Here is a 19,640-nt window from a genome sequence, read left to right on the forward strand (position 1 = left end):
GCGTCAGCCCAGCGTCGCCACGAGCTCTCCGGCAGCGGCGAGTGGATCTCGGGTGTTCCACAGACCTCCGATCACCGCGACCCCGTGGGCACCGGCAGCGCGGGCCTGGGCCGCGCGCTCGGGTGTCACACCCCCGATCGCCACCAGGGGCAGCAGCCCGGCCGCCTCGGTGAGAGCAGCCGGCCCGAGAGGCGCGGGCAGACCCGCCTTGCTCGTGGTCGCCCAGACCGGACCGAGGCCGGCGTAGCTCGCCCCGGCGAGCGCGGCCCGCTCCACGTCGGCGCGGCTGCGGCAGGTGGCCCCCACGAGCAGCTCGGCAGCGAGGCGTCGAGCCGCGGCCACCGGCAGGTCGTCTGCGCCGAGGTGCACCCCGTCGGCGCCGGCGGCAAGCGCCACGTCGACGCGGTCGTTGACCACGACGCAGGCGCCGTGAGGGCGTACGGCACCGATCACCAGCTCGGTGAGGGCGAGCACCTCACGGTCGGTGCCCTCCTTGGCGCGCACCTGGAAGCCGTCGACGCCGGCGCGGGCCAGGTCGGGCAGCAGGGAGAGGTCGTCCCTGGTGGAGACAAGGCAGAAGACACGTGGCAGCACTGGAATCACTTCCTTCGCCGGCATGACCCGGATCAGGTACGACGGTCGGAGCGGTTTCAGCTCCCTCTCAGCCCGCTACCGCGGACTCCCGTGTGGACGCCACCGACCGTAGCAGCGTCGCCAGCTCACGTCACGCAGGGACCACCAGCACGGCCGAGGTCTCCAGCTCGAGCGCCACGTCGTCGCCCGGCCGCAGTCCGAGCACGCTGCTGCTGGCCACCTGGCAGACCACGTCGGTGCCGTCGGCGAGGGCGCAGTGCACCCGGGAGAAGGGCCCCAGGAATGCCACGGAGACGACCCGGGCGGTGCCCGAGGACGTACGCTCCCCCACCGGCCTCGGCGTCAGGGCCTCGGGCCGCACCAACGCCAGCCCGGCGCCCTCGACCGACCCGGGCAGGGCCTCGAGGTCGTGGCCCAGCACCTGCACGCGACCCGCGCGCACGGTCGCCGGCAACGGCGTCGAGAGACCGACGAACTCCCCGACGAACGGCGTGGCCGGCTGGGTGTAGAGCTCGGCCGGCGGCGCGAGCTGCTCCAGGCGACCGGCGTTCATCACGCCCACCCGGTCGGCGACCGCCAGCGCCTCCTCCTGGTCGTGGGTCACGAAGACGGCCGTGGTGCCCACCTCCAGCTGGATGCGCCGGATCTCGTCACGCAGCTGCACGCGCACCTTCGCGTCGAGCGCCGAGAGGGGCTCGTCGAGCAGCAGCACCGCCGGCTCCACGGCCAGGGCCCGGGCCAGCGCCACCCGCTGCTGCTGCCCACCGGAGAGCTGGTGGGCGTAGCGATCGGCGTGCTCCGAGAGCCCGACGAGCTCGAGCTTCTCGCCCGCCCGGCGACGACGCTCGGCCTTCGACACGTTGCGCAGGCGCAGCCCGAACGCGACGTTGTCGAGCACGCTCAAGTGCGGGAAGAGGCTGTAGGCCTGGAACACCATCCCCATGTCGCGCTTGTTGGCCGGCACCCGGTCCAGGTCGCGCCCACCCACCCGGACGGTGCCCGAGGTCTGCCGGTCGAGGCCGGCGAGGATCCGCAGTGCGGTGGTCTTGCCACAGCCCGACGGGCCGAGCAGCGCGATCATCTCTCCCGGCTCGGCGTGCAGCGTGAAGCCGTCCAGGGCCCGCACGTCGCCGTAGACCCGGGTCAGGTCGGTGAGCTCGACGGCAAGCCCGTTGCGGGTGGCGGCCAGGGTCTGTTCAGTCACGAGGTCTGTCCTTTCCTGCGGTCCCGGCCCACGAACGAGAGGGCGAGCAGGGCCAGCGAAATGACGACGATGGAGGCGAACGAGCCCGCCACCGACGTGGCGGCGTCGTACTTGTAGATCTGGGCCAGGGCCACCGGCATCGTCACGAAGTTGAGCAGCGAGGCGAAGACGAACTCACCGAGCACGAGCGCGATGGAGATGAACGCCGCACCCATCACACCCGGGACGATGTTGGGCAGCACCACCCGCACGATCACGGTGAACCAGGTGCCACCCAGCGAGCGCGTGGCCTCCGAAAGGGTGACCAGGTCGATGGCACCGAGCGAGGCGTCGAGCGAGCGGTAGGCGTACGGCAGCACCAGCACGACGTAGGCGAAGGTAAGCGTCAGCGGTGAGTCGCCGAAGAGGTAGGTCACCCACGAGTAGACGTTGGCGATGCCGACGACGATCACCAGTGCCGGGATCGCCAACGGCAGCAAACACAGGAACTCGACCAGGCGGTTGAGGTGCGGCAACCGCAGTCGCACCCAGATCATCGTGGGCACCAGGAGGACGACCATCCCGGCGACGGTGAGCAGGGCCAGGAGCACCGAGGCGATGATCGACTCACGCAGCATGTCGTCGGCCACCAGGTTGGTCCACGCGTCCCACGTCCGGCCCTCGGCATCACCGCGGGCGCGGGTGGAGAAGTCGAGCATCGCGAGCAGCGGCAACGCGAAGTAGGTGGCGAAGGCCAGCAGCAGGACGGCGCGGACGACCGTGAACGTACGGCTCGTCACGTCATCCACCTCGCAGCCCGGCGCAGCAGCAACGCGTAGCCCGCCATCACGACCGACACCACCACGATCATCTGCAGGGCGAGCGCGAACCCGAGGTTCGCCTGCCCCAGCAGCACCTCGCTGGTCAGGGCCGAGCGGATGAAGAGCGGCGTGATCGGGTTGCCCTGGCTCACCAGGACGGCGGCCGTGGCATAGGCAGCGAAGGCGTTGGCGAAGAGCAGCAGCGCGCCGCCCAGGAAGGGCGGCGTGAGCAGCGGGAAACCGACGTGGCGCCAGAACTGCCACGTGGTGGCGCCCAGGTTCGTCGCGGCCTCGCGCCACTGTGGACGCAGACCCGCGAGCGCGGGGGTGAAGACGATGACCATGAGCGGGATCTGGAAGTAGACGTAGACGACGATCAGCCCGCGCAGGCCGTAGAGCCAGCCACTGCCGAAGATGTCGATGCCTGCCGAGGTGCGCAGGATCTCGGTCAGCACCCCGGCCCCGCCGATCAGGGCGATGAACGCGAAGGCCAGGGTGACGCCGCCGAACTGGGCGAGCACGCCACAGACCGAGAGCGTGGTGCGCCGCAGCAGGCTCTCCTCGCCCAGACTCACGACGAGGTAGGCCAGTAACCCTCCCAGGACGGCGCCGATGGCGGCGGTGCTGCCAGCGAGGACGAGGCTGTTGCCCAGGGCGGAGGTGGCGCCCTCCGAGGTGAGCGCCTCCACGTTGCCCCAGGTGAACCCACCGTCACCGTCGAGGAAGGCCCCGACGACGACCGTGATCGTCGGCACCAGCAGGAAGACGGTGAGGAAACCGAAGAACGGCACGACAGCCGCGTACCGGCCGAGGGTGGCCCCCCGCCCGGCACGCGGCTTGGCCGTGACAGTGCTCAGCTGATGACCTTCGACCAGTTGTCGGCCAGGTAGGCACCGGCTTCCTCGGTCTGCTCGTTGGTCGGGTAGACCGGGTCACCCTCGACGGGCGGCAGCTTGTCGTAGGCCTCCTGGTCGACGGTGCCAGCCTCGGCCATCGCGTCGGCGCGCACCGGACGGGCACCGCTGGCGAGGTAGAGGTTCTGGCCCTCGTCACTGTAGAGGAACTCCTGCCACAGGCGCGCGGCGGCCGGGTGCGGGGCGTCGGCGTTGATCGCCTGGAAGTAGTAGCCGCCCACGACCGCCTCGGCCGGGACGACGGTCTTCCACGTTGAGACGTTCTTCGCAGCAGCGGCACCCAGGTAGTCCCAGTCGATGACGACGGGGGTCTCGCCGTTCTCGATCGTGGCCGAGTCCGGGTCGACGGGCAGGAAGTTGCCGGCCTTCTTGAGGTCGGCGAAGAAGTCGACGCCCGGGGCGATGTCGTCGGCCGACCCGCCGTTGCCGATCGCGGCCATCATCACGCCGCTGAACGCGGCGCCGGCCTGGGTCGGGTCACCGTTGAGCGCGACCTTGCCCTTGTAGGCCGGCTTGAGCAGGTCCTTGAGGCTGGTCACGTCCGGCACCTTGGACGAGTCGTAGCCGATCGCCATGTAGCCGCCGTAGTCGTTGACCCAGAGGCCGTCGGGGTCCTTGAGGTCATCGGGGATGGAGTCCCAGGTCTCGACCTTGTACTCGGCGAACATGTCGGTGTTGGCCAGGGCCACGCTCTGGCCCAGGTCGAAGACGTCGGGGGCACGGTCGGTGCCCTTGAGCTGCTCGGCGGCGTTGATCTCCTCCTGGCTCGACGCCGTCGGCTGCGCGGAGTTGACCTCGATGTCGTACTTCTCCTCGAAGGTGGAGATCAGCTCGCCGTAGTTGGCCCAGTCCGGGGGCAGGGCGATGACGTTGAGCTCGCCCTCCTCCTGGGCAGCCTCGACGAGGCCCTCCATGCCGCCGAAGTCCTCGGCGGAGGTGGCCGCGGCGGAGCTGTTGTCACCTGAGTCGTTGTCGTCGTCCGGGGCTGCGCACGCTCCCGCGGCGGCCAGGGTCGCCAGGGCGGCGATCGAGACGAGTGAGCGACGAATCTTCACTGAACCCTCCAAGTTGCTGACGTGTGTCAGGCGGAGCATGCGGGCGGCACGTGGCCGTCCGGGTCTGCTCACCTGTCGGGCGGGTGTCCGGCGCGTGAACACTGGGACACCCGTCCTGAAGCGTGTGTTCGCCGTCTCACCGTACCCCCCGGGGGTAGTGAGCGACCCCTGCGCGCTCCGCGGAGCTGGACAGTGGCACCGACCAGCCGTCCGGGATGCGCGCGAAGCGGCGTATCCTGACCACTCGTGAGCGCTCCTGCATCCGGCCCTGAGTTCCGCTACTCCGACCTGCTGCCGACCCACGGGTCGAACGGCGAGGAGCAGACCCCCTACCGCCTGGTGACCACCGAGGGTGTCAGCACCTTCGAGGTCGACGGCCGCACCTTCCTCAAGGTCGAGCCCGAGGCCATCGAGCGGCTCACCACCGAGGCGATGCACGACATCTCCCACTACCTGCGCCCCGGCCACCTGCGCCAGCTCCGCAAGATCATCGACGACCCCGAGTCGTCGGGCAACGACCGCTTCGTCGCGCTCGACCTGCTCAAGAACGTCAACATCTCCGCCGGCGGCGTGCTGCCGATGTGCCAGGACACCGGCACCGCGATCGTGATGGGCAAGAAGTCCGAGGGCGTGCTCACCGGCGCCGACGACGCGGAGGCAATCAGCCGGGGTGTCTTCGACGCCTACACCAAGCTCAACCTGCGCTACTCCCAGCTCGCGCCGCTCACGACGTACGAGGAGAAGAACACCGGCACCAACCTGCCGGCGCAGATCGAGATCTACTCGACGCCACAGGACTCCGGGAAGCCGGAGTACAAGTTCCTCTTCATGGCCAAGGGTGGCGGCTCGGCCAACAAGTCCTTCCTCTTCCAGGAGACGAAGGCAATCCTCAACCCGGACTCGATGCTGAAGTTCCTGGACGAGAAGATCCGTTCCCTCGGCACCGCCGCCTGCCCGCCCTACCACCTCGCCGTGGTCATCGGCGGCACGTCGGCGGAGTACGCCCTCAAGACCGCGAAGTACGCCTCGGCGCACTACCTCGACGACCTCCCGACCGAGGGCTCGATGGGGGCGCACGCCTTCCGCGACACCGAGCTGGAGCAGCAGGTCTTCGAGCTGACCCAGTCGTTCGGCATCGGCGCCCAGTTCGGCGGCAAGTACTTCTGCCACGACGTGCGCGTCGTCCGCCTGCCGCGCCACGGCGCCTCCTGCCCGGTCGCCATCGCGGTCTCCTGCTCCGCCGACCGCCAGGCACTCGGCAAGATCACGCCGCAGGGCGTCTTCCTCGAGCAGCTCGAGACCGACCCGGCGCAGTACATGCCCGACGCCGGTATCGCCGAGGACATCGCCGGCGGCGAGGTCGTCAAGGTCGACCTCAACCAGCCGATGAGCGAGATCCTCGCCCAGCTCTCGCAGTATCCCGTCAAGACCCGTCTGTCGCTGACCGGCCCGCTGGTCGTGGCCCGCGACATCGCGCACGCCAAGATCAAGGAGCGCCTCGACGCCGGCGAGCCGATGCCCGACTACATGAAGAACCACCCGGTCTACTACGCCGGCCCCGCCAAGACGCCCGAAGGCATGGCGTCGGGCTCCTTCGGCCCGACCACCGCCGGGCGCATGGACTCCTACGTCGAGCAGTTCCAGGCTGCCGGCGGTTCGATGGTGATGCTGGCCAAGGGCAACCGCTCGAAGGTCGTCACCGAGGCCTGCGGCTCCCACGGCGGCTTCTACCTCGGCTCGATCGGCGGCCCCGCCGCGCGTCTGGCCCAGGACTGCATCAAGAGCCAGGAGGTCATCGAGTACCCCGAGCTCGGCATGGAAGCCGTCTGGAAGATCGAGGTCGAGGACTTCCCCGCCTTCATCGTGGTCGACGACAAGGGCAACGACTTCTTCACCGACCCCTCCGGCGCCGTCACGGTCCCGATCACGGGGATCCGGGTCCGCTCGAAGGAGCGCTGAGCTCTCTCCTCTGACGCTCCTCCGCACAACGTGTGACGATCCGGCTGTCAGGGCAACCGGATCGTCACACGTTGTGGGGCAGAGGACAGCCCCGCGTCACCAGCGCCTCACGGATCTGGGCAAAGAAGTCGTCGGGCGCCACCCGCAGGCCCAACAGCGGAAGCCGCAGAACGAGGTGGGAGTCCAAGGTGAGGGCGTTCTGACGCAGAGCGTCCCCCACCACCACCGAGGCCCAGGTGTGGTGGATCCCGTCAACCTCGACGACAACGTCCCACGGCTCCCAGCAGACGTCGAGGTACCAGCGGCCGCGGGGACCTCGGCGTACGACCTGACGGCTGGGCTCAGGCAGACCTCGCCGCCGGCACTCGCGGGCGAGTTCCCCCTCTCCCAGGGACCGGACGCCGTGCAGCAGGTCCAGCACGCAGTCGTGCAGGAGGGCGCGCCGCCGGTCACGGCGCACTCCCAGCAGGGCGACGCCGACGCGTTCAGCCGTCGTGAGGCCTTGTTGCACCGCCATGGTCGGCAACAGCACCGCCTGACGGTCGCTGACCGCCCAGAGCGCGGCGCGCACCGCGGCGACCTCGGGGCGCGTACGCGGCACTCCCCGTCCGACAACTACGTCTGGGGACCACAGCCGGGTGCGCCGGATGTCGACGCCCGCGGCGCGGCGCGACCGGGAGTCGGGCGGCACGGAGACGCGTACAACCTCGGTCGAGAAGCCCGTGAGTCCACCGGCGAGCAGGGCGGAGGCGCCGTCGAGGTGGGCACGCGGACCACCCTCGAGGACGGCCGCCCACCAAGTGCCCTCGCGGGAGAGGAGACCGGTCGTCAACTGGATCACCTGCGAGTGGACCCGCTGCCAGCGGCGGGCCTCCACCTGCGCACGGAGGTGACCGCGAGTGACGCCGAGGCGACGGAGTTGGGTGAGGGAGACGACCCCACCCTGCTCGGCGGCCTGGGAGTCGAGGGCGGTGGGCACGGCCCTCAGCGTGCCAACTCCGAGCCGACGTCGCTGGCGCCCTGTGGACAACGAACAACGTGTGACGATCTGGCCGTCGGAGCCACCGAATCGTCACACGTTATCAGAGGAGACGGCTCAGCCGCCGAGGGCGGAGAGCAGCGCCCGGTTGAAGGCGGGGATGTCGTCGGGGTTGCGACTGGAGATGAGGTTGCCGTCGACGACGACCTCCTCGTCGACCCACTCGCCACCCGCGTTGCGGATGTCGGTCTGCAGGCTCGGCCAGGAGGCGACGCGCTTGCCGCGCACCTGGTCGGCCTCGACCAGGGTCCAGGCGGCGTGGCAGATCGCGGCGACGGGCTTGCCGCTGGCGGCGAAGTCGCGGACGAAGGCGACGGCGTCGGAGTCCATCCGGAGCGCGTCGGGGTTGGCGACCCCGCCGGGCAGCACGAGCGCGTCGTAGTCGTCGACCGAGGCGTCCGCGACCTTGCCGTCGGCCGACTTGTCCTCGGCGGCGTCGAGGTGGTTGAAGAGCTTGACCGTGCCGCCGTCGGGCGAGAGCAGCTCGGCGGTGTGACCGGCACCCTCGACCGCAGCCCACGGCTCGGTGAGCTCGACCCGCTCCACCCCCTCGGAGGCGGTCAGGAATGCGACCTTGCGTGCGTCAGCCATGAGTTTCTCCTTCTCGTCGGAACACTCCTTGCCGCCTACCCGACTGGCTCAGTGGCAAACGCCGCGACAAGCCCCCAAGGCTGGGACCTCACCTCTCTTTCGGTCTGCGATGCGGACGACCGCGTCGTGGACGACGCCGACCTCACTAAGGTCTCGACCATCTCGGGAGATGCTTGACCGGACCACTGGCGTGGTCGGTCAGGTCGGCGCATTCCCCATCCCTCAACAGATCGGAGAATGCCGACCATGGCTGCCATGCGTGTCCAGACGCCCGGCCTCTTGTGCCTGCTCGTCCTCGCGCTCGGCGCTCCCTCGGACGTGGCCGAGGGAGGCTTCCAGTCCCACATGTCCGGCATGGATGCCAAGAAGGTCCGGGTCTGGTATTGAAGACCCCAAGGCTTCGGCATGAGCATCTACTACGACGCCGTCACGTTCACCCACCGTCGGCGCCGGACCCCTGCGGTCCGTGACGTCACGTGGTCCCCCGGAAGCGCCCGCACCGCGTTGCTGGGGCCCAACGGGGCCGGCAAGAGCACCCTGATGCGGTTGGGCGCCGGCCTCCTGCGACCCGAGTCCGGCACCGTGCGGAGTTCGCACGGACGACCGGTGCAGGACGAGGTGGGGTGGATGCCTCAGGACGTCCTGCCCGTGCCTGGTCTGAAGGCGTGGGAGCAGGTCGCGTACGCCGGTTGGCTGCGCGGTCTCTCCCGGGCGGCTGCTGCCCGAGCAGCCGATCAGGCGCTCGACCAAGTGGGGCTGACCGACCAGCGTGAGCTGCGCACCAGCACGCTCTCCGGGGGCCAACGACGGCGTGTAGGGCTCGCCCAGGCGCTCGTGTCGGAGCCGTCAATCCTGTTGCTCGACGAACCCACGGCGGGTCTCGACCCGGCACAACGCCGCAGGTTTCGCGAGGTGCTGGCGGGCATCCCTGCTTCGACAGGAATCGTGGTCTCCACCCACCAGGTGGAGGACCTCGTGGAACTCTTCGACCTGGTGGTGGTGCTCGACGGCGGTCGCCTGACCTGGCAGGGCACGATGGAGGAGTTCCTGACTCACGGCAACGACCCGAGTCGGCGCGCCGAGTCGGCCTACGAGGACCTCCTCGGCGGCGACCTGTGACGATCTCCTCCCCACTCACCCGATCGTGGATGGCTGGTCGGATCCGCACCAGCTTGGCCTACTGGCTCTCACCGCTCTTCCTGGCGATCCCCTTCCTGGGCCTCCAGGGTCCCCCGTACACCTCGGATCCGTATGCCTCGCCCTCACCGCAAGCGCCACCGTCCCGGTGATCGTGCTGGCGCCCCTGGCCGCGATGTGCGCAGCCTGGGAGGGTGATCGTCTGCGTCGCGCACGGTGGCTGGACCAACCCCGGCGGCGGGGCCTGCCGCGGGTGGCCCTCGCCGCGGCGGCACCCACGGTGGCCGTCGCCACGACTGCGCTGTTCATCGGCGTCATGGCACTCACGGCGCCGCTGTTGCCCACGCCGCGTGTGGTCGCGCAGACGGTGCTGGTTCTGTGGGCTTGGATTCTCCTCGGCTTCGGCGTCGGTCTCCATGTGCGCGCCGTCATTGTCATGCCCGCGTTGCTGCTGGGAGGCTACGTCTGGTTCACCCTGCCGATCGCCCTCGAGCCCCTGTGGATGCGTCACCTGGGTGGGGCCCTCTTCTCCTGCTGCCATGTCGACCGGGAGCTCGACCCCCGTGCCACCGCCGCCGTGCTCGTGGTGGCTGCCGGGGTGGCGGTCGTGGGTGCCGTGGCGGTGGCGCTGGCCGATCGTGCTGCTCCGACGCACCATCTGCTGGTCGGAGTCCCCGTCCTGGCGGCGTCACTCGTCGTCGGGTCCCTTCTGGTCGACCACCTCGGGGCCGACCCGGACCGGCCCCGCCCCGTCGCCGACGACTGCACCGAGTCGCGACCCGCCTTCTGCCTCTATCCCGAGCATGCCGACCTGCGGGAGGACCTGGTGGCCCTCGCCCCGCGGGTGGCCACGTGGCAGGACCTGGGCATCGAGGTGCCGCCCACGTACGAGGAGGGCGGTGGCCCCACCCCGGGTCACCTGTTCGTCCACTCGAGCTTCACACCGGGCGACACCGCCGTCGCGGTCGCCGACGCCACGTTTGCCACCGTCGGCCCGGTCACCAGCACCTGCACCCAGGGCGTACGCCCCGCCGCACGACGCGCACGACAGGAACTGCTCGCGTGGGGGGCTCTCGACCTCGGGACCACAGCGACTCACCTGCGTGATGTGCTGTCGAGACCCGCGGTCGCCGAGGCAGACAAGGCGCCCTCCGCACCGACGGCGCTCGCCTCCTGGGTGGGGGACCGTCTGGAGCTCCTGGACGTCTGTCCCCCGCGGAGTGCGCCATGATCTGGTGGTTGCGCACCCGCAACGCCGCCGCCATCCTGGCCGCCGTCGTCGGTGTCCCGCTCATGTCGGCCCTCGTCGGCGGTCAGGTCGTCCCCACAGTCGACGCGCTGCGTGCCCTGCCGATGCCGTTGGCCATCCTGGTCCCGTTCGTGGCCACGGTGACGGTCACTTCCGGTCTGCAGCGCGCTGTGGAGGACGTCGAGGGCATGGCCACCCGACGCGTTCACCTGTGGGACGTCGGTCTGATCGCCGTGGCCCTCGGAATCGGCCTGACGCTCTGCCTGGCGCTGGCGTGGTGGACGTCGTCGTCCCTGCTGGTCACGACGGGCCGCAACATGGTCGCACTGACCGCGCTGGCACTTCTTCTTGCTCGTCGGGTGGGCCACACCCCAGCCACGACGACGGTCGCGGCCTACGTGATCATCTGCACCCTCTTCGGGCGACAGCTCGACGGATCGATCGCGCTGTGGGCCTGGCCCATGCGCACCGACCTCGCTCCCCTCCTGACCATCTCACTGCTGACCGTGTCGGCACTCGCCCTGGCCCCGTGGCGGGGTTGGTCCCGGGTGGCTACGGTCGAACCATGAGGTCCTCCGGTGAGCAGAACCAGCGTTTCCGTACCGAGCACGACTCCATGGGCGAGGTGCAGGTGCCGGCCGACGCCCTGTGGCGAGCCCAGACCCAGCGTGCGATCGAGAACTTCCCGATCTCAGGCACCACCCTGGAGCCCCGCCACGTCCGCGCCCTGGGCCTGGTCAAGCGGGCCGCCGCCCGCGCCAACGGCGAGCTCGGGGTGCTCGACGAGGCCCGCGCCGCCGCGATCGAGTCCGCCGCGGCCACGGTCGCCGCGGGCGAGCACCTCGACCACTTCCCGCTCGACGTCTTCCAGACCGGGTCGGGCACCAGCTCCAACATGAACACCAACGAGGTGCTGGCCTCACTCGCCTCGACCGACGAGCTCACGGTCCACCCCAACGACCACGTCAACGCCTCACAGTCGTCCAATGACACCTTCCCCACCTCCATCCACGTCGCCGCGACGCTGGCCGTGGTGGAGGACCTGCTGCCCTCGCTGGACGTGCTCGCCTCCTCGCTGGAGCGCAAGGCCGAGGAGTTCGCAGGCGTAGTGAAGTCGGGGCGTACGCACCTGATGGACGCCACGCCGGTGATGCTCGGGCAGGAGTTCGGGGGGTACGCCGCCACGGTGCGGCTCGCGGTCGAGCGGCTGGAGTCCGTGCTGCCCCGCGTGCGGGAGCTGCCGCTGGGCGGCACCGCCGTCGGCACCGGCATCAACACCCCGCCCGGCTTCGCCGTCCGCGTGATCGAGGTGCTGGCCGAGCTGACCGGCCAGCCGTTCACCGAGACCCGCAACCACTTCGAGGCCCAGGGCACCCGCGACTCGCTCGTCGAGCTCTCCGGCGTGCTGCGGACGTACGCCGTCGGGCTGACGAAGATCTGCAACGACCTGCGCTGGATGTCGTCGGGCCCCACGACCGGGCTCGCGGAGATCCACCTGCCCGACCTGCAGCCCGGGTCGAGCATCATGCCGGGCAAGGTCAACCCGGTGCTGCCGGAGGCGACGCTGATGGTCTGCGCCCAGGTCGTCGGCAACGACGCCGCGGTGGCCTGGGGCGGCGCGGCCGGCAACTTCGAGCTCAACGTGATGATGCCGGTGATGGCCCGCAACGTGCTCGAGTCGATCCAGGTCCTCGCAAACTCCTCTCGCCTGCTCGCCGAGCGCTGCGTCGACGGCATCACCGCCGACGCCGAGCGGATGCGCCGCTACGCGGAGTCGTCGCCGTCGGTGGTCACGCCCCTCAACAAGTACATCGGCTACGAGGCGGCCGCCAAGGTCGCCAAGCAGGCGCTCGCCGAGGGCGCGACGATCCGCGAGACCGTGGTCGCGATGGGCTTCGTCGAGCGCGGCGAGGTCACCGAGGAACAGCTCGACGCCGCTCTCGACGTGGAGTCGATGACCCACCCCTGACGTGCCTCACGCGGCCGCGACGGACCTATCCTGACGGGCATGCTGACCGGTCTCCTCGCCGCCGACCCCACCCGTTTCGTCGAGGTCGCAGGACGCCGCCTGAGCCACCCCGACCTGCTGGCCGCAGCGACCGCGGTGGCTGACGACCTGGTCGACCACTCCCGGGTGGCGCTGCTCGCCACCCCCACGCTCGAGACCGTCGTGGCGGTGACCGGTGCCTTGCTCGCGGGTGTGGAGGTCGTGCCGGTGCCGCCGGACTCCGGCGCCGCCGAGCTGCGTCACATGCTGGCCGACAGCGCACCCGAGGCCTGGCTGGGCGAGTCGCCCCACGAGACGGGCGACGAGCAGAGCCTGCCCCGGGTGCGGGTCGACGTGGCCGCCCGCGCCGACGTGCAGCTCGACCCGGTGGACGACGAGGCGACCGCCTTCGTCATGTACACCTCCGGCACGACCGGTCTGCCCAAGGGCGTGCTGCAGTCGCGGCGCGCGGTGATGGCCGGCCTGGACGCCCTCGTCGACGCCTGGGCGTGGACCGCCGACGACGTGCTGGCCCACGGCCTGCCGCTCTTCCACGTGCACGGCCTGATCCTCGGCACCCTCGGCCCGCTGCGGGTCGGCGGCAGCCTCGTCCACACCGGTCGCGGCACCCCCGAGGCGTACGCTGCCGCGGCCCGCGCCGGCGCCACCCTCTTCTTCGCGGTGCCGACGATCTGGTCGCGCGTCGCCGACTCCCCCGACGACGCGAAGGCCCTGCGCGACGCGCGGCTGCTGGTGTCCGGCAGCGCCGCCCTGCCGGTGCCGGTCTTCGACCGCCTCGCCGAGCTGACCGGCCACGAGGTCGCCGAGCGCTACGGCATGAGCGAGTCGCTGATCACCGTGGCCACCCGCGCCGACGGCGTACGCCAGGCCGGCTGGGTCGGTGTGCCGGTGGCCGGCGTCGAGGTGCGGCTGCGGGACGACTCCGGCGCCGAGGTGCCGCGTGACGGCGAGAGCGTCGGGCGCCTCGAGGTGCGCGGCGCCACGCTCTTCTCCGGCTACCTCAACCGGCCCGACGCCACCGCGGAGACGTGGACCGACGACGGCTGGTTCGTCACCGGCGACGTGGCGGTCATGGCTCCCGACGGCCGCATCCGGATCGTCGGCCGCGAATCGGTCGACCTCATCAAGTCGGCCGGCTACCGCATCGGCGCCGCCGAGATCGAGTCGACGTTGCTGGGTCATCCGGCGGTCGCGGAGGTGGCCGTGGTCGGCGCGCCCGACGCCGACCTGGGGCAGCGCGTGGTGGCGTACGTCGTGGCGGGGGGCTCCGCGACCCCGGACGAGGCGCTGGCCCGCGAGCTGGTCGACCACGTCGGCGCGGAACTGTCGCTGCACAAGCGGCCGCGGGAGGTCCGGTTCGTCGACGACCTGCCCCGCAACGAGATGGGCAAGGTGCAGAAGCAGCGGCTGCTCGACGACTGACCGGTCAGAACCGTCGGGCTCAGCGGGCGGTGAGCAGCTGGCGTACGAGGCTGTCGAGCTCGTCGTGGGTGGTGGGTCGCCGCACGATGGTGCGCACCACCACCAGGCCCAGCAGCACGTCGGTGGCCAGGACCGTGTCGACGCCCTCGTCGAGCTCACCCCGCTCGCATGCCACCGTCAGGCGGTGGGTGACGCCCCCCTCGTGGGCACCGCGCAGCAGCTCGTCGAGGTGCTGGGCCAGCGGCTCGTCGCTGGCGGCCGCCCCCAGCAGTGACCGCAGGACGTCGCGGCCTCCCGGACGGTCCAGGTCGAGCATGTGGGCGATCCACGTCGTCACGTCGTGCACCACGTCACCGGTGTCGACGACGGCCAGCTCAGTGTCCCAGAGCAGGCCCTCGACCAGGCAGTCGGCCACCAGCTCGGCCTTGCCACCCCACCACCGGTAGATCGTCTGCTTGCCGACGTGGGCCGCGGCGGCGACCCCCTGGATGGTGAGTCCTTCATAGCCCTTGGCCAGGAATTCGCCGGCCACGGCCTCGAGGATGGCCCGACGGGCGTCGTCACTGCGCACCGGTCCGCTACGGTGCGCGTGTGCCTCGGGGTTGGCCATGGGCGGATACTACTCGTTGACGAGACGAGACGTTGCGTACCATCTTCCCGGGCTGACGTCCCGACCTGCCTTGCTCTCCACCGAGAAAGTGCCCCTGATGGCCGAATTCCTCTACCGGCTCGGACGAGCCTCCTCCCGACGCGCCTGGCTCGTGCTCACGACCTGGCTCACCATCCTCGGGCTCGCGGTGGGCGCGTTCGCGACCTTCGGCGGAACGCTGACCTCGTCGGTCACGATCCCCGACACCGAGACCACCCGGGTCGCCGACACCCTGGCCAAGGAGTTCCCAGCGGCCAGTGGCGGCACCGCCCAGGTCGTCTTCACCACCACCGACGGCGAGGCCCTCACCGAGGAGCAGGGCCGGGCGATCTCCGACGTCCTGGCCCAGGCCGCGGACATGCCCGGCGTGCGCACGGTCATCGACCCCTACGCGGTGGAGGAGCAGCTGGCCGACGGGCGTGCGCGGCTGGAGAAGGGCCGCAGCCAGTTCGAGCGCGGCGAGCGCCAGCTCGAGCAGGGCGAGGAGCAGGTCGCCGAGGCCCGCGCCCAGCTGCGGCGCGCCCAGCGCCAGCTCGACGCCGCCCGCGCCCGCCTCGACGCCACCGGGGCGCCGGCCGCGGCGTACGCCGAGGTCGACGCGCAGCAGGAACAGCTCGACGCCCAGCGTGAGCAGCTCGAGCAGGGTGCCGTGGGCGTGGAGCAGGGACGCGCGCAGCTGGAGGAGCAGCGCACCGTCCTGGAGGACTCCACCACCGTCACCGAGCTCGCCGCCGGCGCCAGCCAGATCTCCGAGGACGGAAGCACCGCGCTCGGCGCCGTGATCTTCACCGACGAGATCGTCGAGGTCGACGTCGACCAGAAGGCCGACGTCGCCGAGGTCTTCGACGAGGCCGAGATCGAGGGCGTCGAGGTGCACGGCTCCGCCGAGCTCCTCCAGGTGATCCCCCAGGTCTTCGGTGTGGGCGAGGCGGTCGGCCTGGCCGTCGCCGCCGTCACCCTCTTCGTCATGCTCGGCACCCTCGTCGGCGCCGGGTTGCCGCTCGTCAACGCGCTGGTCGGCGTCGGCGTGGGCGTCGCGGGCGCGATGGCCTTCAGCGGCACCGTCGACATGATGTCGGTGACGCCCGTGCTCGGCCTGATGCTCGGTCTCGCGGTCGGCATCGACTACTCCCTCTTCATCATCAACCGCCACAAGACGCAGATGCGTGCCGGCATGGACCTCGAGGAGTCCATCGGCCTGGCCAACGGGACCTCCGGCAACGCGGTCGTCTTCGCCGGCGCCACCGTCGTCACCGCGCTGGCCGCCCTCAACATCACCGGCATCAGCTTCCTCGGCCTGATGGGCACCGTCGGCGCGGCCTGCGTCGTGATCGCGGTGCTCGTCGCGGTGACGCTGACCCCGGCGTTGCTGCGCCTCGTGGGCCACCGGATCGTGCCGAAGAAGCAGCGCGGCAAGGTCGTGCACCTGACCCACAGCACCACCGGCACGAAGCCGCTGGGCACCGGCCGCGCCGTGCTCCAGGTGTTGCTGGGCGTCGCCGCACTCGTCGTGCTGGCGCTCCCCGCCCTCGACATGCGCCTCGGCCTGCCCGACGGCTCCCAGGAGCCCGAGGACTCCGCGCCCTACGCGGCGTACACCACCGTCGAGCGCGAGTTCGGCCCCGGCTTCAACGGGCCCCTGGTGCTCGTCGCGGAGTACCCGACGGTGCTCGACGACGAGGCCGGCATCGCCGCGCAGGCCAAGATCGGACGCCTGCTCACCGACACCGAGGGTGTCGAGGCCGTCGCCCCGATCGGTGTCTCGAAGTCGGCCTGGCTGGTCGCCTTCCAGGTCTTCCCCACCGAGGGCCCCAACGGCGTCGTCACCGAGGAGCTGGTGCGCGAGCTGCGTGAACTCGGCCCCGAGGTGGGTCCGGGCGTGGAGGTCGGGGTCGCCGGCAACGCCAGCGGCGCGATCGACGTCTCCGAGGTGCTCTCCGACGCCCTGCCCGGCTACCTGACCCTGGTCGTGGGCCTGTCACTGGTCATCATGGTGCTGGCCTTCCGCTCGATCCTGGTGCCGCTGACCGCAGCTCTCGGCTTCGTGCTGTCGCTCTTCGCGACCTTCGGCGCACTGACCGCGATCTTCCAGTGGGGCTGGCTCTCCGACCTCTTCGGGATCCACTCCCCCGGCCCGATCCTGAGCTTCCTGCCGGTGATCGTGATCGGCATCCTCTTCGGCCTGGCGATGGACTACCAGCTCTTCCTGGTCTCCGGCATGCGCGAGGCCTTCGTGCACGGGGCACCCGCGCGGGTGGCGGTGCGCCACGGCTTCAACGCCGGTCGGGTCGTGGTCACCGCCGCGGCGATCATCATGATCTCGGTCTTCGCGGGCTTCATCTTCAGCCACACTGCGATGATCCGCTCGATGGGCTTCGCCCTGGCCTTCGGCGTGCTCGTGGACGCCTTCGTGGTGCGGATGCTGGTGATCCCCGGTCTCATGCACCTGCTCGGCGACGCCGCCTGGTGGATGCCGAAGTGGCTCGACCGGCTCGTGCCGAACGTGGACGTCGAGGGCGCTGCGCTGGAGCGCAACCACCCCAGCGAGGCCATCGAGCACGACGAGGGCGACCCCACCTACGCCTGACCCACTCACGCCCCAACAGAAATGGTCGTCGACCCGCTCATCCATCGACCATTTCTGTTGGGGCGTGAGGAGACGGAGGAGGGTCAGTACCAGCCGACGCGCTCGGAGTGGGCCCAGGCCGAGCACGGGGTGCCGTAGCGGCCGGCGATGTAGCCCAGGCCCCAACGGATCTGCGTCTCGGGGTTCGTCTCCCAGTCGGCACCAGCGGTGGCCATCTTGGAGCCCGGCAGGGCCTGCGGGATGCCGTAGGCCGAGGAGGTCGGGTTGTCGGCGTCCCAGCGCCAGTTCGACTCCCTGGTCCAGAGGTAGTCCAGGCAGCCGAACTGCGAGTCGGCGAAGCCGAACTCGGGGAAGAGGGCCCGGGCGATGCCCTTCGGGTCCTCGAAGGAGAGCTGGCGCGAGTGGCTGGTGACCACACCGGCGTCCGCCGAGAGGGCGACGACCTTGGCCTGGTCGGTCTCCCCGCGGCGGTCCGAGCGGCTCACTGAGGAGTCGTCGCGCGAGGCCAGCCGGTCGGCCACGGCATTCGGGTCGGCGGCGGCAGTGAGGTCGGCCTGGGCCGGCGCCTCGTCGGCGGTGGCCAGCCCGGCACCGACGACGCCCACGGTGGCGACGGCAGCGACACCGGTGAGCACACCGGTGGAGCGCAGGGTCTTCCAGGGGTCGCGCTTGGCCTTGTGCTTGCCGGGGGCACGGTGCTTCGGGACGTACTTCTCGGGTTTCGACACAGCTCTCACGGGGGTTGGGGGCTGACGAGGCCGTCTCCGTGGGCGCCCGGGGGCGGCCGGCACGGTTCAGGACCTCGGCAACCATGCCTGCGGCCAGGGGGTCCATGCAAACGGAACCGCAGAATCTGGGACGGCCGTCACACACCTTGTGACACCCCAGTCCCAACCGTCACAGAGACCACATCAGGCCCAGCCCTCGGGCGCCCACGGTCGCCTCAGAGCGTCGCGCCCTCCAGCATCTCGGTGACGAGCGCGGCGATCGGCGAGCGCTCCGACCGGGTCAGCGTCACGTGGGCGAAGAGCGGGTGGCCCTTGAGCTTCTCCACCACCGCCACCACGCCGTCGTGCCGGCCCACCCGGAGGTTGTCGCGTTGGGCGACGTCGTGGGTGAGGACCACCTTCGAGTTGGCCCCGATGCGCGAGAGCACCGTCAGCAGCACGTTGCGCTCCAGCGACTGCGCCTCGTCGACGATCACGAAGGCGTCGTGCAGCGAGCGGCCGCGGATGTGGGTCAGCGGCAGCACCTCGAGCATCCCGCGGTGCACCACCTCGTCGACCACGTGCGGCGAGACCAGGGCACCGAGGGTGTCGAAGACGGCCTGGCCCCAGGGCGCCATCTTCTCGTTCTCGGAGCCGGGCAGGTAGCCGAGCTCCTGGCCACCGACGGCGAAGAGCGGCCGGAAGACGACCACCTTCTTGTGCTGACGCCGCTCCATCACGGCCTCGAGGCCCGCACAGAGCGCCATCGCCGACTTGCCGGTGCCGGCGCGACCACCCAGGGAGACGATCCCGACCTCCGGGTCGAGCAGCAGCTCGAGGGCGATCCGCTGCTCCGCGGACCGTCCGTGCACCCCGAAGGCGTCGGCGTCGCCGCGCACCAAGTGCACCTGCTTGTCCGGCCCGACCCGACCCAGCGCCGTGCCGCGGTCGGAGAGGAGCACCAGCCCGGTGTGGCAGGGCAGGTCGCGTGCGGTGTCGTTGGCCAGCAGGCCGTCCTCGTAGAGCTCGTCCAGCTCCGCGGCGCTGACCGTCAGCTCCTCCATGCCCGTCCAGCCGGTGCTGGAGGCGCTGACCGCCTCGGCGCGGTACTCCTCGGCGTCCAGCCCGACGGCCGAGGCCTTGATCCGTAGGGGCAGGTCCTTGGAGACGAGGGTGACGTCGTGGCCCTCGTCGGCGAGGTTGCGCGCGACGGCGAGGATCCGGGTGTCGTTGTCGCCCAGCCGGAAGCCCGACGGCAGCGCGGCCGGGTCGGTGTGGTTGAGCTCGACGCGCAGCGTGCCGCCCTCGTCGGTGACCGGGATGGGTTCGTCGAGACGGCCGTGGGAGACGCGGAGCTCGTCGAGCGTACGCAGCGCGCTGCGGGCGAAGTAGCCGAGCTCGGGGTGGTTGCGCTTGCCCTCGAGCTCGGTGATCACCACCACGGGGAGCACGACCTCGTGCTCGGCGAAGCGGCGGAGCGCCCCCGGGTCGGCCAGCAGGACGCTGGTGTCGAGCACGTACGTACGACGCTGGTCAGAAGTAGTCGCGGCCACTGGATCCACCTCACAGGGACGCGCGCGCACTCTCGCCCGGCCCTAGTTCACGTCGGGCCAGGAGAGGACCCTGGGGCCGGAGTGCCGACCCCTCCCGGACATCGGGCAGGGGCAGCGGCGCGCACCGTCTCCCCTGACGTGTCCTGCGAAGTCGTGAGTGCTCACGAGCGGG

The 19,640-nt window shown here is 70.8% G+C and carries 19 protein-coding genes and 1 riboswitch; of the genes, 9 read left to right on the forward strand and 10 right to left on the reverse strand.

Annotation, left to right across the window (positions count from 1 at the left end; translation table 11 throughout):
- Positions 1-3: 3 nt before the first annotated feature.
- The 5 genes from thiE to IEQ44_RS04540 form a co-directional block, all read right to left on the reverse strand.
- A complete protein-coding gene (gene thiE / locus IEQ44_RS04520) occupies positions 4-594 on the reverse strand; it encodes a thiamine phosphate synthase (RefSeq protein WP_319804492.1) in 591 nt (196 codons plus the stop codon).
- Positions 587-696, reverse strand: a riboswitch (TPP riboswitch). Its footprint overlaps the gene before it by 8 nt.
- A 28-nt stretch (positions 697-724) precedes the next feature.
- Positions 725-1,798 (reverse strand): ABC transporter ATP-binding protein, encoded by a 1,074-nt coding sequence (locus IEQ44_RS04525; RefSeq protein ID WP_319804493.1) that lies wholly within the window; start codon positions 1,796-1,798, stop codon positions 725-727.
- A complete protein-coding gene (locus tag IEQ44_RS04530; RefSeq protein WP_319804494.1) occupies positions 1,795-2,577 on the reverse strand; it encodes an ABC transporter permease in 783 nt (260 codons plus the stop codon). The genes IEQ44_RS04525 and IEQ44_RS04530 overlap by 4 nt, the downstream gene beginning before the upstream one ends.
- Complete coding sequence (locus tag IEQ44_RS17840; RefSeq protein ID WP_319804495.1) at positions 2,574-3,389, reverse strand: ABC transporter permease; 816 nt, start codon at positions 3,387-3,389, stop codon at positions 2,574-2,576. Before IEQ44_RS17840 ends, IEQ44_RS04530 begins: the two co-directional genes overlap by 4 nt.
- 62 nt (positions 3,390-3,451) lie before the next feature.
- On the reverse strand, positions 3,452-4,567 hold the full coding sequence (locus IEQ44_RS04540; RefSeq protein WP_319804496.1) for an ABC transporter substrate-binding protein: 1,116 nt from the start codon (positions 4,565-4,567) through the stop codon (positions 3,452-3,454).
- A 246-nt stretch (positions 4,568-4,813) separates the two neighbouring features.
- On the opposite strand from IEQ44_RS04540, the gene IEQ44_RS04545 reads away from it, so the two are divergent.
- Positions 4,814-6,526: a fumarate hydratase gene (locus tag IEQ44_RS04545; RefSeq protein WP_193637228.1), complete on the forward strand. Its 1,713-nt coding sequence runs from the start codon at positions 4,814-4,816 to the stop codon at positions 6,524-6,526.
- A 64-nt stretch (positions 6,527-6,590) separates the two neighbouring features.
- Here IEQ44_RS04545 and IEQ44_RS04550 read toward each other — a convergent pair whose 3' ends face one another.
- Positions 6,591-7,505 carry a putative endonuclease domain-containing protein gene (locus IEQ44_RS04550; RefSeq protein WP_193637229.1) on the reverse strand — a complete coding sequence of 305 codons (915 nt, stop codon included), beginning with the start codon at positions 7,503-7,505 and terminating at the stop codon, positions 6,591-6,593.
- A gap of 117 nt (positions 7,506-7,622) precedes the next feature.
- The gene (locus tag IEQ44_RS04555; RefSeq protein WP_193637230.1) at positions 7,623-8,156 is read right to left on the reverse strand and encodes a type 1 glutamine amidotransferase domain-containing protein; all 534 of its coding nucleotides are present in this window, start codon (positions 8,154-8,156) and stop codon (positions 7,623-7,625) included.
- A 246-nt stretch (positions 8,157-8,402) separates the two neighbouring features.
- On the opposite strand from IEQ44_RS04555, the gene IEQ44_RS04560 reads away from it, so the two are divergent.
- Genes IEQ44_RS04560 through IEQ44_RS04590 form a run of 7 tightly spaced genes read left to right on the forward strand, consistent with a single transcriptional unit; the run spans position 8,403 to position 13,972 of the window.
- Positions 8,403-8,543: a hypothetical protein gene (locus IEQ44_RS04560; protein WP_193637231.1), complete on the forward strand. Its 141-nt coding sequence runs from the start codon at positions 8,403-8,405 to the stop codon at positions 8,541-8,543.
- A 24-nt stretch (positions 8,544-8,567) separates the two neighbouring features.
- On the forward strand, positions 8,568-9,275 hold the full coding sequence (locus IEQ44_RS04565; protein WP_438861838.1) for an ATP-binding cassette domain-containing protein: 708 nt from the start codon (positions 8,568-8,570) through the stop codon (positions 9,273-9,275).
- A gap of 29 nt (positions 9,276-9,304) precedes the next feature.
- The gene (locus IEQ44_RS04570; RefSeq protein ID WP_193637233.1) at positions 9,305-9,445 is read left to right on the forward strand and encodes a hypothetical protein; all 141 of its coding nucleotides are present in this window, start codon (positions 9,305-9,307) and stop codon (positions 9,443-9,445) included.
- Positions 9,442-10,524 (forward strand): DUF7224 domain-containing protein, encoded by a 1,083-nt coding sequence (locus tag IEQ44_RS04575; RefSeq protein WP_193637234.1) that lies wholly within the window; start codon positions 9,442-9,444, stop codon positions 10,522-10,524. The genes IEQ44_RS04570 and IEQ44_RS04575 overlap by 4 nt, the downstream gene beginning before the upstream one ends.
- Positions 10,521-11,111, forward strand: coding sequence for a hypothetical protein (locus IEQ44_RS04580; protein ID WP_193637235.1), 591 nt, complete (start codon positions 10,521-10,523; stop codon positions 11,109-11,111). The genes IEQ44_RS04575 and IEQ44_RS04580 overlap by 4 nt, the downstream gene beginning before the upstream one ends.
- A complete protein-coding gene (locus tag IEQ44_RS04585) occupies positions 11,108-12,511 on the forward strand; it encodes a class II fumarate hydratase (protein ID WP_193637236.1) in 1,404 nt (467 codons plus the stop codon). The genes IEQ44_RS04580 and IEQ44_RS04585 overlap by 4 nt, the downstream gene beginning before the upstream one ends.
- Positions 12,512-12,550: 39 nt before the next feature.
- Positions 12,551-13,972, forward strand: coding sequence for an acyl-CoA synthetase (locus tag IEQ44_RS04590; RefSeq protein WP_193637237.1), 1,422 nt, complete (start codon positions 12,551-12,553; stop codon positions 13,970-13,972).
- 19 nt (positions 13,973-13,991) lie between these two features.
- Here IEQ44_RS04590 and IEQ44_RS04595 read toward each other — a convergent pair whose 3' ends face one another.
- Entirely contained in the window at positions 13,992-14,582 is a 591-nt protein-coding gene (locus tag IEQ44_RS04595) for a TetR/AcrR family transcriptional regulator (RefSeq protein ID WP_193637238.1), read from the reverse strand.
- Positions 14,583-14,679: 97 nt separating this feature from the next.
- Here IEQ44_RS04595 and IEQ44_RS04600 point away from each other — a divergent pair, with 97 nt between their 5' ends.
- Complete coding sequence (locus tag IEQ44_RS04600) at positions 14,680-17,208, forward strand: MMPL family transporter (RefSeq protein WP_193637239.1); 2,529 nt, start codon at positions 14,680-14,682, stop codon at positions 17,206-17,208.
- Between the two features lie 83 nt (positions 17,209-17,291).
- Here the strand turns inward: IEQ44_RS04600 and IEQ44_RS16775 are convergent, their stop codons facing one another.
- Positions 17,292-17,936 (reverse strand): aggregation-promoting factor C-terminal-like domain-containing protein, encoded by a 645-nt coding sequence (locus tag IEQ44_RS16775; protein WP_227486892.1) that lies wholly within the window; start codon positions 17,934-17,936, stop codon positions 17,292-17,294.
- A 215-nt stretch (positions 17,937-18,151) separates the two neighbouring features.
- On the reverse strand, positions 18,152-19,468 hold the full coding sequence (gene phoH2, locus IEQ44_RS04610; protein ID WP_319804497.1) for an RNA 5'-3' helicase PhoH2: 1,317 nt from the start codon (positions 19,466-19,468) through the stop codon (positions 18,152-18,154).
- Positions 19,469-19,640: the final 172 nt, after the last annotated feature.

This window comes from Nocardioides malaquae, assembly GCF_015070385.1.
GTDB classification, from domain to species: domain Bacteria; phylum Actinomycetota; class Actinomycetes; order Propionibacteriales; family Nocardioidaceae; genus Nocardioides; species Nocardioides malaquae.

Excerpts from the sequence above, each read along its gene's own strand:
- IEQ44_RS04600 (WP_193637239.1), top strand. The coding sequence starts at position 14,680 with ATGGCCGAATTCCTCTACCGGCTCGGACGAGCCTCCTCCCGACGCGCC.
- IEQ44_RS04580 (WP_193637235.1), top strand. The coding sequence starts at position 10,521 with ATGATCTGGTGGTTGCGCACCCGCAACGCCGCCGCCATCCTGGCCGCC.
- IEQ44_RS04585 (WP_193637236.1), top strand. The coding sequence starts at position 11,108 with ATGAGGTCCTCCGGTGAGCAGAACCAGCGTTTCCGTACCGAGCACGAC.
- IEQ44_RS04590 (WP_193637237.1), top strand. The coding sequence starts at position 12,551 with ATGCTGACCGGTCTCCTCGCCGCCGACCCCACCCGTTTCGTCGAGGTC.
- IEQ44_RS04570 (WP_193637233.1), top strand. The coding sequence starts at position 9,305 with ATGGCTGGTCGGATCCGCACCAGCTTGGCCTACTGGCTCTCACCGCTC.
- IEQ44_RS04555 (WP_193637230.1), bottom strand. The coding sequence starts at position 8,156 with ATGGCTGACGCACGCAAGGTCGCATTCCTGACCGCCTCCGAGGGGGTG.
- IEQ44_RS04595 (WP_193637238.1), bottom strand. The coding sequence starts at position 14,582 with ATGGCCAACCCCGAGGCACACGCGCACCGTAGCGGACCGGTGCGCAGT.
- IEQ44_RS04560 (WP_193637231.1), top strand. The coding sequence starts at position 8,403 with ATGGCTGCCATGCGTGTCCAGACGCCCGGCCTCTTGTGCCTGCTCGTC.